The following is a 13,655-nucleotide window of genomic DNA, read 5'->3' as shown; positions in this document are numbered from 1 at the left end:
GAAGCAGAATCGGACCGGATCAAACCGCTGTTCGAGCAGCGGTGCGGGCCAGCCCCGGCGCCAGCACACAGACCGCGATCAGCGCCGCCAGCGCGAACAGTGATGACAGGCTGGTGTCCAGGCCATCGGGACCGCCGCCCCACAACACGCTGCCCGCCAGATCATAATCGTACAGCGATCCGAAATTGCCGACCCCCGGGTTGGGCGCGGCGCCCCACAGCAGGCCTTCGCCCCAGTTCCAGCCGAAATGCGCGGCGATCGGCAGCACCAGCCCGCGCGACCGGCTGGCCAGCACGCCAAACCACAGCCCGGCCAGGATCAGCACCGGCAGGGCCTGTGGATCGCGGATGGCAGAGGCGAAATGCACCAGCGCAAACACCCCCGCCGTGGCCAGGATGCCCGGCCACACCCCCCACGACCGTTGCAGCACGGGTTGCAGCCAACCGCGAAAATAGACCTCTTCGGCCCCGGTCTGAAACAGCATCACCAGCGTGCCGCCGGCAAACGCTGCCACGCTGAACGGCGCGCCGCCGCCCGGCTGGACCACGCCGGCCAGCCCCGACAGCACCAGCGCCATGCCCACCCCGCCCAGCCCGGCGGCGACCCCGGCCGGCATGGCCAGCACGGGCGCCAGCCCGGCCATGATCCGCCCGCCGGTCAGCCGCGCCGCCACCAGCGCCGCGATGATCAGCGCGCCAAAAATGATCAGGTTGAACGCGCCTTCGATCAGCGCGGGATCGCGCGCCGCCACCATCGGCAGCGCCAGCGTCAAGGCCAGCCCCATCGGCCCGACATAGGCGATCAGCGTGGCCACGATCAGCGCGGCGACCAGCACCAGCCAGGGTCGCGCGCCGGCCGGGTCTGCCGTCTGCCCATTCACGACCGGACCGTTCACCACGGCGCCGATCAAGGCCGTGCCGCGTCTGCCGTCTGCAGGCCCAGCTGCGATCGTGCCGCGCCGCTGACCAGGGATTTGTGCGAATCGCCGACGATGAAGAACGCGCCCCAATAAAACGGATGCGAACTGGCCGGTTGCGCCAGGATCGCGGTCTGGGCCTTGCGCAGCGCATCGCCGATCGTGCCGGTCCGCGCCGAGCGATAGAAATCGGCCATCAGGTCCTCGCTTTCGCCCGCGTTCGAAATCGGCCAATAGGTTGACAGCACCGCGCGGGCGTTGGCGGCCAGAAACGCGCGCACCAGTCCTTCGAGCGACGCGCCGGCCTCTTCCTGCCCGGTGGCGCGGGCCAGCCCGATGCTGACCCCGGCAGATGTGTCGCACGCCGACAGCACCACCAGATTGGCATCAAGTTTCAGCCGCGCGATCTTGTCAAACGACAGGATTGCGGCCGATTGCGCGCCATCCATGCTGGTCACCAGGCCGGGCGGCGACGTGCTGCACCCCCATTGCCCCTCGGTCAGGCCATGCGTGGCAAAATGCAGCACCTGAAACTGGTTGAGGTCGGTCATCTGCAGCACGGCAGTGTCGGTAAACGCCGCGCCGGTCAGCGCCGGCACATGCGACAGGCCCAGCGCCGCGCCCGCACGATCCAGCTCCTTGGCGCTGATCGGCTGCAACGCGCGGGTCAGTGCGGCAATTTCCCTGCGTTCCGCCTTGCAATTGCTGCCGACCGAAACCAGCCCGGCGGCGACCTGCATGGTCAGCGGCACTGGCGCATGCTGGGCAAAGCCCATGAACGGCTGCGGCGCTGCCGATGGTGCCAACCCGCGCGCCACGATCAGCGATCGAGGCGACAGCGCGACCGAAACCGGCATGTGCCGGGCCAGGAAATCGACCTTGCTGTAATCATAGGGCGCAGTCTTGCGCGACACGGCATAGGCCGCCACGCTCGCCTTGTCGGACACCAGCACCCCGACCGGGATACGTTGCAACGGACCGCCGCCATCGACGATCAGCGCCTGCGCCGCCAGCAGCCGCGGCGCCACCGGCCCGGACACCAGCTGAAACAGCGCATTGGCCGCGCCGACGTCAAAGAAATTGAGCTTTGCCCCGCCGCCATCGATCGATTCGCGCAGCCGCGCGGCCACCTTTTCAACCACCTTTTCCGACTGGGCGACGCGGTAGATGACCGGGCCATCGTGGTCGATCAGCACGCCGAACAGGCTGTCGCGCACCGCGGTCAGTTTGAAAAACACCTCACCCGGCAGCAGCACTTTTTGCACATCGGCAATCGATGCTGCGGAATCGTTGACCGCGCCATACGACGGATCGCGCTGCAGTTCGCCCTGCAGCTGAAACAGTCGTTCTTCGGCGGTATCGCCCTGCGCGGCCAGTGCCTTGGCCTTGGCCGGGTCGGTGGCCTGCACCTCTGCCGCTTCGAACCGCAGCCGCGAAATTTCGCGTTCGAGATCCTGTTCGTCCTGCTTTTTCGACGCCAGCGCGGGGCTGGACGCGACCAGCGATTGCAATTCGATAAACTGCCGCGCGATGGCCGGATCGGCGATCACCTGGGTCGCCTTGAAAAACCGGTCGGCGGCGGTCCCCGCGGGATTGGCACGGGCATCGGCGATCAGCAGGTCAAAATAATCGCCCACAGACGCCGGCGGCACCAGCCCCTGGACATTGGCCGCGACCAGTTCGTTGATCGCCGTGCCGAATTGCGCGATCGCCGCGTCCTTGCCGCCAGGGTCGCGCGCGATGATCGCGGCGCGTTCAAACTGTGCCTCGGCCAGCACCGGGCCGATTTCACCGTTCAGCTGCGCACGGCGCAAGCCCGTGATCGCGCGGTCGATCGCCGCCAGTGCCGCCGCCGGATTGCCAGTGGCCAGCAACAGCCGCGCGCGCTGGCGTTCCACCCGCGCGATAAGCCACAGGATCTGTTGTTGCGACACCCGTTCGCTGACCAGCAGTGCGATATCGACATCCGCACCGCCCAGCACGGTCAAGGCCTCGGCCGGCTTGCCCTGCGCCAGCAGCACGATGCTGCGCGCCCAATTGGCCTGCGCATCGATCACCAGTTGCGACAGCGTGTCGGCATCGGGCGTGGTCGCCAGCCCGTCGACTGCGCGCGCGCCTTTGCGGCGCGGCGCCTGGTTGAGCGCTACCAGCACGGTCGGATCAAGCAGCGGATGGCTGCTGTCCGATGTGCGCGTCAGCCGGTTGAGCGACCCCATCGCATTGTCGAAATCCTGCCGATTCAACAGGTCGAGCGCCACATAAGCCAGCCGTTTGCGATCGAGGATGGCGGCGCCAGATACCGTCGCATTGGCCTGCAGCAGCGCCTCTGCCTGTTTGAAGCGTGCCTCGGCCGAATCGAAATAGCTGAGGTTGGATTCCGCCAGCCCCGCCAGCAGCAACAGTTCCAGCCGGGTTTCCACCGGCGATGCGCTGTCCAGCCGGCTTAGTGCCTCGCTCAGCACGCGCGAAGCATCGTGGCACAATCCGGCGCGAATAAAGCGCAGCGCCTGATCGAGCGAATCCGTTGCCGGGGTGCTGGCCTCTGCCACCGCAGCCTGTCCCTGCGGTGCCTCCAGCGTGTCGGCCTGCACCGTCGCGCGCAGCGCCCGCCCTGCTTCGGCCATGGCCAGCGGCGCGCCGGCCAGCAACCGCAATGCCTGTTCGCCCGGCCCCTGGTCGATCGCCACCGCGCTGACCGACAGCACAAAGCCGCCGCGGTTTACCCGCGTTTCAATCGTGCCAAGCCCCAGCAGGCTGTCATAACAGCGCCGCGCCTGCACCTGGCCCACCCCGGGCAGATCAAATTCACGCCCCGCGCCGCATTGCAGCAGCTTTTCAAATTCTGCGGCCTGATCGGCACGCACCCGGCGCGCGACGGCCAGATGCCGCCCGGCGGTGGTACCGCGGCAGGTTACCGCCAGGCTGACCGCAAACGGATCGCTGACGCCCGGATCGTTCCAGTACCGGTCTGCGACGCAGGCATCGCCCTTGCCATTGGGGCCAAGGTCGGCGTGGTCGGCCACCATATCGGGTCTGGCCCAGGCCGGATGCGCCACCATTCCCAGCGCGGTCGCGCACAGCATGGCAAGGACGGTCTTGTTCATCAGTGCGCACCCTTCTGGTGTTCCGGGCAAGTCTTGTCATCGGGTTTGCAGGCCGGTGCCGGTTCGCGCACATCGCCCACGCCCAGGCTGCCGAAATCGTCGAACAGCGCTTCGTTGTTGGTGCCCACCAGCGGATCGAACGCGACGACATAATCGGTGTTGGCGTAAAACAGCGTGACCCGCGACGGATCGACCGCCTGCAACGTGGTCGACAGCGCGGCGGCGGTGATGCACCCCGCGCTCGACCCGATTACGCACCCGTTGATGCGCGACACCGGCACCGAAATGTTGGTGGCGGTGATCACCGCGCCACCCAGCAGCGCGGTCGGAATGCCGCCGACCCCGTTGATCGTGCCGAACACCGCAAACGGATCGGTGTTGGTCGTCCCGCCGCCGAACACCGTCAGCGCCGGGGTTGACGGTAGCAGGCTGGTTGACAGCGTGATCCCCGAATTCTGCCCCTGCACCGCAGTATTCTGGAACAGCGCAAAATTGGTGAACCGCACCGCCATGCTCTTGGCCACGATGATATCGGTGGCGACATAGCGCGCTCCGCCGCCCACTATCGATGAATAGAGCGAGCTGGCGGGGTTGTTGATCATCCCTTGCGCCTGCACCGACGAAATCGTGCCACCCGGTTTCATCCCCAGCAGGCTGAGGAAACCCAGGTCCTGGCCCACCGCGATGGCATCTGCCTTTAGCGACAGCGCCGCGCTGGGCGTGGCAATCGCGCCGCCGTTGATCGTCGGCACCCCGCCGACCAGTGTGCCAGGGGTGGCGATCACGGTCAGCTGTTTGGCCACGCTGGCCGCGGTGCCATCGCCGCCGATTTCCAGCCCGGTCAGGCCAGTGCCGATGGCGTCGATCTTGCCCCACACGAACATGCTGTTCAGGCCATAGATGTCCATGGTCTTGACCGATCCGGCAATCGTGAAATTGCCGGTGATCACATTGGGTTTGTTGACCTGCGATGCGTCAAGCGTCAGCGCGCCGGTTGCTTGCAGGTTGGCGATGGCGGCCTTTGACAGCACAAAATCGCTGGCCGCCGGCGTTCCCGCTGCGCCAAACGGCGACAGATCGCCCAGCCACAGGCTTGATCCCGCCGCGCCTGAATCGATCAGGCTGATCGCGCCGGCGTTGATCGCGGCATTGATGCCCGCGCCGGTCGCGGTCACCGACAGGCTGGTCAGCGGGGTGGCCCCGCCGACCACGCCGTTGAAATTGGCTTTGCCCGCTGCGGCCTTGATGGTCAGCGCCTGGGCGCCATCGATGGTCGAGCCAAACGTGGCATCGTTGCCGGTGGTCAGCGTGCTGGCCGACCCCAGCGTGACCGCGCCCTGCCAGTTTTGTGCGCCAGTGGTGGTCACGCCAGTGGTGTTGATCTGGCCGGTGCCGGTTACCGTCAGCGCGCCCAGCGCACTGGTCCCGCCAACCACGCCGCCAAACACCCCGTTGCCCTGCACGGTCAGGCCGAATGCGCCGTCAAGCGTCGACCCGAACGTCATCGTCGATCCGGTCAGCGTCGCTGCGGTCACCAGCGTGGTCGCACCCTGGTAATTTTGCGCCCCGGTGGTGGAAATGCCCGCGGTGTTGATCTTGCTGGCGCCCGTCACCGTCAGCGCTGCCAGTTTGGTGCCGCCGCCAACGGTGCCGCCAAACGTGGTCAGCCCGGTGCCCGCCTTGGCCGTCAGCGCAAAGCCGCCGTCGATGGTGCTGCCAAAGCCGATGTCGCCATTGCCCGCGCTGCTGTCCAGCGTGGTGGCAGCGCCCAGCGTGACCGGGCCCTGATAGCTTTGTGCGCCGGTGGTCGCCACGCTGCCGCCGTTGATTGCGCTCGCGCCCGTCACCGTCAGCGTGGTCAGTTTGGTCAGGCCGCCGACCGCGCCGCCAAACGTGGTCAGCCCGGTGCCCGCGTTCACGGTCAGAACGTGCGCGCCATCCAGCGTCTGGGCAAAGGTGACCGCGCCGTTGCCGGCGCTGCTGTTGATGGTGGTGGTCGCACCCAGTGTGACCGCGCCCTGATAATCCTGCGCACCGGTGGTCGCCACGCTGCCGCCATTGATCGCGGATGTGCCAGTCACGGTCAGTGCCGACAGTTTGGTGCCAGCGCCAACCGCGCCGCCAAACGTGGTCAGCCCGGTGCCCGCCTTGGTGGTCAGGCCAAACCCGCCATCGAGCGCCTGATCAAAGCTGATCGCGCCATTGCCCGCGCTGCTGTCGAGCGTGGCGGTCACGCCCAGCGTGACCGCGCCCTGGTAATCCTGCGCCCCGGTGGTGGTGATCGCCGCGGTGTTGATCGCGCTGCTGCCCGTCACCGTCAGCGACGCCAGCTTGGTGCCGCTGCCAACCGCGCCGCCAAACGTGGTCAGCCCGGTGCCCGCCTTGGCGGTCAGCGCAAAGGCGCCGTCGATGGTGCTGTCAAAGCCGATCGTGCCGTTGCCCGTGCTGCTGTCCAGCGTGGTGGCCGCACCCAGCGTGACCGCGCCCTGGTAGCTTTGCGCGCCGGTGGTCACCACGCCGCCGCCGTTGATCGCGCTCGCGCCGGTCACGGTCAGCGCGGCCAGCCGCGTGGTCGCGCCGACGCCGCCGCCAAACGTGGTCAACCCGGTCCCCGCCTTTGCGGTCAGCCCGCCAGGCCCATCCAGCGTCTGGGCAAAGCTGATCGCAGAATTGCCCGCGCTGCTGTCCAGCGTGGTGGTCACGCCCAGCATGACCGCGCCCTGGTAATCCTGCGCCCCGGTGGTGGAAATTGCGGCTGTGCCGATCGAGGCCGGGCCGTTCACCGTCAGCGAGGCCAGTTTCGTTGCGCCGCCGACCACGCCGTTGAACGTGGCCAGGCTGGTGCCGGTTTTGACCACCAGCGCATTGGCGCCATCGACCGTGCCCAGCGTGACCGCGCGGTTGCCCACCGCGCCGTCCAGCGTGGTGTCCGACCCCAGCGTCATGGCACCAAACGTGGTCGCCTGGCCCAGCGTCAGCGTGCCATTGGTGGTCGCCGCACCAAACGTATAGGCCGCGCCGCCATCGACATCATAGGTCCCGGCGTTGAGCGTCAACAGGCCGTTGGCCAAAGTCAGCGCGCTGGTCCCGGTTACCCCGTTCAGCGTGATTGCGCCGGTCCCGGCGTTGACCGACAGCGCGTTGCCCGCGCCGGTGACCGCGCCCAGCACAGTCGCAAAATTGCCCGCGCTGCTGTCGAGCGTGGTCGCCGAACCCAGCGTAGCCGCGCCAAACGTGGTCGCCTGGCCCAAGGTCAGCGTGCCATTGGTGGTCGCCGCCCCGAACGTATAGGCCGCGCCGCCATCGACGTTGTAAATACCGGTATCGAGCGTCAGCGCGCCATCGGTCAGCACCAGCGAACTGGTGCCGTTCACGCCGTTCAGCGTGACCGCGCCGGTGCCGGCATTGACCGTCAGCGCGTTGCCGGCGCCGGTGACCGCGCCCAGTGTTTGCGCAAAGTTGCCGGCACTGCTGTTCAGCGTGGTGTCCGACCCCAGCGTCATGGCGCCAAACGTGGTCGCCTGGCCCAGGGTCAGCGTGCCATTGGTGGTCGCCGCCCCGAACGTATAGGCCGCCCCGCCCGCCGGGGTATACGTGCCGGCGTTGAGCGTCAGCAGGCCATTCGCCAAAGTCAGCGCGCTGGTGCCGGTCACCCCGTTCAGCGTGATCGCGCCCGTCCCGGCCTTGACCGTCAGTGCGTTGCCGGCGCCCGTAACCGCACCCAGCACAGCTGCAAAATTGCCGGCGCTGCTGTCGAGCGTGGTCGCCGAACCCAGCGTCAGCGCGCCAAACGTGGTCGCCTGGCCCAAGGTCAGCGTGCCATTGGTGGTCGCCGCCCCGAACGTATAGGGCGCGCCGCCATCGACGTTGTAGATGCCGGTATCAAGCGTCAGCGCGCCATCGGTCAGCACAAGCGAACTGGTGCCGTTTACCCCGTTCAGCGTGACCGCGCCGGACCCGGCGTTGACCGTCAGGCCGAACCCGCCCCCGGTGACCGCGCCCAGCGTTTGCGCAAAATTGCCCGCGCTGCTGTTCAGCGTGGTCGCCGAACCCAGCGTCAGCGGCCCGAACGTGGTCGCCTGGCCCAAAGCCAGCGTGCCATTGGTGGTCGCCGCCCCGAACGTATAGGCCGCCCCGCCCGCCGGGGTATACGTCCCGGCATTGAGCGTCAGCAGGCCGTCCGCCAAAATGAGCGCGCTGGTGCCAGTTACCCCGTTCAGCGTGATCGCGCCCGTTCCGGCCTTGACCGTCAGTCCAAAACCGGCCCCGGTCACCGGGCTGAGCGTGACGGTGCCATTGCCCGCGCTGCTGTCGAGCGCAGTGGTGGCGCCCAGCGTGACCGCGCCCTGATAATTTTGCGCGCCAGTGGTGTTGATGCCGCTGGTTTTGACCAGCGAAGTCCCCGTGACCGTCAGCGAGGACAACCTGGTGCCGCCGCCGACCACCCCGCCAAAGGTGGTCTGCCCGGTCCCCGCCGTTACCGTCAGGTCAAACGCGCCATCCAGCGCCTGTTCAAAGCTGATTGCACCATTGCCGGTGGTGCTGTCGAGCGTGGTGGCCGACCCAAGCGTGACTGCGCCCTTGTAATCCTGAGCGCCGCTGGTCTTGATCGATGCCGTATTGATCGCCGCCGGGCCAGCCACCGTCAGCGCGGTCAGCCTGGTCGTCCCGCCGACGGCACCACCAAACGTGGCCGTCGCGGTGCCCGTCTTCACGGTCAGGTCAGCCGCGCCATCGACGGTGCCCAGCGTGACCGCGCGGTTGCCCACCGTACCATCCAGCGTGGTCGCCGAACCCAGCGTCAGCGGTCCGAACGTGGTCGCCTGGCCCAGCACCAGCGTGCCGTTGGTGGTGGCCGCGCCAAAGGTATAGCCCGCGCCGCTATCGACGTCATAAGTCCCGGCGTTGAGCGTCAGCGGGCCATTGGTCAGCGTCAGCGAGGCTGTCCCGGCCACGCCGTTCAGCGTCAGCGCGCCGGTGCCGGTGGTCACCGTCAGCGCATTGCCGCCCCCGGTAACGGTGCCCAGGGTTTGCGCAAAATTGCCCGCCGCCGAATTCAGCGTGGTGGCCGACCCGAGTGTCAGCGCGCCAAACGTGGTCGCCTGACCCAAAGTCAGCGTGCCATTGGTGGTCGCCGCGCCGAACGTATAGGCTGTGCCGCCGGTCGGGGTATACGTGCCACCATTCAGCGTCAGCGCGCCATTGGTCAGCGTCAGCGCGCTGGTTCCGGTCACCCCGTTCAGGGTCAGCGCGCCGGTGCCAGCGTTAACTGTCAGGCCGTTGCCAGCCCCGGTTACCGCGCCCAGTGTTTGCGCAAAATTGCCGGCACTGCTGTCCAGCGTGGTGCCCGACCCGAGCGTCAACGCGCCAAACGTGGTCGCCTGCCCCAGTGTCAGCGTGCCATTGGTGGTGGCCGCGCCAAAGGTATAGGCCGCGCCGCCGGTCGGCGTATAAGTGCCGCCATTCAGCGTCAAAGCGCCATCGGTCAGCGCCAGTGCGGTGGTGCCGGTCACCCCGTTCAGCGTGACTGCGCCAGTGCCCGCGTTTACGGTCAGGCCGTTGCCGGCGCCGGTAACCGCGCCCAGCGCGATGGCCGCATTGCCCGCGCTGCTGTCGAGCGTGGTGGTCGCCCCCAGCGTCACTGCGCCGCTATAGGTCTGCGTGCCGCTGGTGGTGATCGCGGTGGTGTTGATCTGGCTGGGCCCGGTCACCGACAGCGAGGTCAGTTTCGCCAGGTTGCCGACCAGGCCGCCAAACGTCGCGGTCGCGGTGCCGGTCTTGACCGTCAGGCCGAACAGGCCGTCGACCGTGCCCAGCGTCACCGCGCGGTTGCCGCTGCTGCCATCGAGCGTGGTGGCGGACCCCAGCGTCATCGCGCCAAACGTGGTCGCCTGGCCCAAAGTCAGCGTACCATTGGTGGTCGCCGCACCAAAGGTATAGGCCGCGCCGCCATCGACATTGTACGTCCCGCCATTCAGCGTGAGCGCGCCATCGGTCAGCCCGAGTGCACTGGTGCCGTTCACGCCATTCAGCGTGAGCGCGCCGGTTCCCGCATTCAGCACCAGCGCATGGCTGGCGCCGGTAACCGCGCCAAGCGTTTGCGCAAAATTGCCCGCGGCCGAGGTGATGGTGGTGTCCGAACCCAGCGTCAGCGTACCAAACGTGGTGGCCTGGCCCAGGGTCAGCGTGCCGTTGGTGGTCGCCGGCCCAAAGGTATAGGCGCTGCCGCCCGCCGGGGTATACGTCCCGGTGTTGAGCGTCAGCCCGCCATCGGTCAGCGCCAGCGCGGTGGTGCCGGTCACGCCGTGCAGCGCAAGCGTGCCCGTGCCGGCATTGACCGTCAGCCCGAACGCGGCGCCGGTAACCGCGCCCAGATCGATCGGGCCATCGCCCGCGCTGCTGTCGAGCGTGGTGGTCGCCCCCAGGGTAACCGCGCCGGTATAGGTCTGCGCGCCGCTGGTGGTAATTTCGGTGGTGTTGATCAGGCTGGGCCCGGTCACCGACAGCGACGCCAGTTTGGCCGATCCGCCCACCGCATTGCCAAATGTCGCAGTGGCCGTGCCAGTCTTCACCGTCAGGCCAAACGCGCCATCGACGGTATCCAGCGTAACCGCGCGGTTGCCCACCGCACCATCCAGCGTGGTCGCCGAACCAAGCGTCAGCGCACCAAAGGTGGTCGCCTGGCCCAAAGTCAGCGTGCCGTTGGTGGTGGCCGCGCCAAAGGTATAGGGCGCCGCGCCGATCGTGTAATTGCCGGCGTTCAGCGTCAGCGTATTGCTGTTGGTCAGCGTCAGCGATCCCGCATCGACCCCCGCAAGCGTGATTTTTCCGCCGGTCAGGCTGACCGCGCCATAGGGGTTGGCGATTGTGCCAATCTGTCCGCCGGCGCTAATCGCGCCGGTTCCGGCCTTTACGGTCAACAGTGGCGTGGCGATCGAGGCCAGCAGCACCGAACTGAAACCGATGTCGCCATTGCCCGCGCTGCTGTCGAGCGTGGTGTTGGCACCAACATTGAACTGGCCGGTGTAGGTCTGCACCCCTTGCGTAAACACCGACCCGCCATTCAGCTGGGTCGTTCCGGTCAGTTTCAACGAGGTCAGCGGCGTGCCGACCGTGCCCACATGCCCGCCGATCACGATCAGCGCGGCGCCAAAGGCATTGACGGCAAAGGCATGCGCACCGTCGATGGAGCTGTAGATCGTACCAAACCCGGAAGGATCGGCAATCGTGGTATCAGATCCGAGCGTGATGGCTCCGAACGTCGTTTTCTGTTTCAGCGTCAGCGTGCCGTTGGTGGTGGCTGCGCCAAAATTGAACGCGGCGCCGCCGTCGACATCATAGGTGCCGGTATTCAGCGTCAACAGGTTGCGCGTCAGCGTTAGCGCGCTGGTGCCGTTCACGCCATTCAGCGCGATCGCCCCGGTGCCCGCATTCACCACCAGCGCATGGCTGGCGCCGGTAACCGCGCCCAGAATCTGGTTGAAATTGCCCGCAGACGAATTGATCGTGGTGTCCGAACCGAGCGTCAGCGCGCCGAACGCGGTGATCTGGCCCAGGGTCAGCGTGCCATTGGTGGTGGCCGCGCCAAACGTGAACGGCGAACCGGCGTTGATCGTGTACGTTCCGGTGTTGAGCGTCAGGCTGGTATTGGCCAGCGTCAGCGCGGTGGTTCCGGTCACGCCGTTGAGCGCGATCGCGCCGGTGGAGCCCGTCTGCACATCCAGCGACTTGCCCGCGCCAGCGACCGCGCCCACCGTGATCGTGCCATTGGCGGTGCTGGACAGCGTGGCGTTTGCGCCCAGCGTCACCGCGCCGGTATACGTCTGATTGCCGGTGGTCTTGATCGTGGTGGTGTTGATCGCGCTTGGCCCGGTCACGTCGAGCAAGGCCAGCTTGTTCGTGCCTCCGACCGCGCCGCCCAGTGTCGCCAGCGCGGTGCCAGTCTTGACCGTCAGGCCGGACGCGCCGTCAACCGCAGCATCCACCGCTGCCAGCGTAATCTTTTTGTTGCCGGTGCTGCCATCCAGCGTGGTCGCCGATGCCAGGGTCAGCGCGCCGAACGATGTGTCCTGCCCCAGTGTCAGCGTGCCATTGGTGGTGGCCGCGCCAAAGGTATAGGGCACCGCGCCGATCGTGTAATTGCCCGCGCCCAGCGTCAGCACGCCGCTGTTGGTCAATGTGAGTGCCGAGGAATCGACGCCAGCCAGCGAAATCGCGCCACCCGTCAGGCTGACTGCGCCCAGCGGTTGCGCGGTGGTGCCGACCTGCCCGGTTACGTTGACCGCGCCAGTGCCCGCGGCGACGGTCAGCGTCTTGCCGGAACCGGTGACCCCGCCCAAACCAACCGCGCCGTTGCCGGTGCTGGTCAGCGTGGTGTTGGCGGTGAGCGTCACCGCGCCGGTATAGGTCTGCGCGCCCGTCGTGGTGATCGCGGTGGTGGCGATCTTGGTCTTGCCCGACACGTCGGTCGAGGTCAGCGCGGTGGCGCCGCCCACCACCCCGTCAAATTCTGCATCGCCGGTCACGGTCAGCGTTTTGCCGCCATCGATCGTGCCGGCAAAGGTGGTGGCGCCGGTTCCGCTGCTGATCAGTGTGGTGTTGCCGGTCAGCACGGCCGGGCCGAACACGTCGATCGATCCGTTGGTGCCGGTGGTCTGCGCCGCGGTACCGCCGGCAAAATTGATCTGGTCAAACGCGCTGCGCGCCTGGCCGGTGCCATCGTGCGTGGCCGACGCGTTGTTGTCGGTCGAAATCGTCACTTTGCCGCCGTCGACGGTCGCGGTCAGGCTGCCGGTGCTGGCGATCTGCAGCAGTGCGGTGTTGGCGACCGAGGGCGACATCGCCCCGATCACCACCGAGCTGCCCTTGATCGCACCACTGACGGTCAGTTGGTTGGCGGCGACGGCCGTGCCGCTTTTGATCAGATAGGACAGCGGGCTGCCCGGGCCCGAAGGAAAGGCCACGTCCGACGCGGCGATCATCACCACCGGATTTGAAGCCGGCGTACTGCCGCCGGTCGCGGCGATCCGGTCACCCGCGCCAGCACCCACGCTAACGGTTTTGCCGACCAGCAGCACTGACCCGGTCGAAGTGATCGTGCCATTCATCGCCAGCAGGCCGTTGGCGGTGGTAAATTCGCTCGCCGCGGTGCCATTCAACTGCGCCAACGTCGTGACGTTGTCCTGCAGCGTCGACAGCACCAGGCTACCGCCGTTGAACTTGCCCGTGCTGCTGAAGGTAATGCCGGCCCCGTTGACCAGCCACACGTTGACGCCGTTCGCGGTGATCGTGCCATCGATGGTGGACGCGGCCGCAGTGGTGACGCGGTTCAGCACGGTGCAGCTGACGCAACCAGAGAAGGTAAAGGTATTGCCGGTGGGAACGTCGAACGTGGTCCAGGTGACAACCCCGCCCGCCGCCGTGGTAACGCCGGTAAAGGTGCCGCCGCCGCCCGGTGTGAGCGTTCCGGCTCCCACCGCAAAGGCCCCGCCCGTTGGCATGGTAGAGGCCGATGCCGCCGTCGCGGCCAGCATGCCGGCCAGCGCCGTGCCGATGCGCAGGGCGCTGCGCCCCTTGGTACGGGACGCGGTGCTGGGCGAACCGGGATGCGATGTTGCAGAGGCAGTCATGCGGGG

3 protein-coding genes are annotated in these 13,655 nt (G+C 67.4%); all 3 read right to left on the bottom strand.

The features are described from left to right. Positions 1–19: 19 nt before the first annotated feature. The 3 genes from ABWP89_RS12435 to ABWP89_RS12425 are packed head-to-tail and all read right to left on the bottom strand — an operon-like array spanning position 20 to position 13,649. Entirely contained in the window at positions 20–880 is an 861-nt protein-coding gene (locus ABWP89_RS12435; protein WP_353229624.1) for a CPBP family intramembrane glutamic endopeptidase, read from the bottom strand. 26 nt (positions 881–906) lie between these two features. After that, positions 907–4,020: a CHAT domain-containing protein gene (locus ABWP89_RS12430; protein WP_353229623.1), complete on the bottom strand. Its 3,114-nt coding sequence runs from the start codon at positions 4,018–4,020 to the stop codon at positions 907–909. Then, positions 4,020–13,649, bottom strand: coding sequence for a filamentous hemagglutinin N-terminal domain-containing protein (locus tag ABWP89_RS12425; RefSeq protein WP_353229621.1), 9,630 nt, complete (start codon positions 13,647–13,649; stop codon positions 4,020–4,022). Before ABWP89_RS12425 ends, ABWP89_RS12430 begins: the two co-directional genes overlap by 1 nt. Between the last annotated feature and the right edge of the window lie 6 nt (positions 13,650–13,655).

Origin of the sequence: Novosphingobium sp., assembly GCF_040398825.1 — a bacterium.
Lineage (GTDB): Bacteria > Pseudomonadota > Alphaproteobacteria > Sphingomonadales > Sphingomonadaceae > Novosphingobium.
Note: the sequence above shows the minus strand (reverse complement) of the source record. Positions and strands in the feature narration are given on the sequence as shown.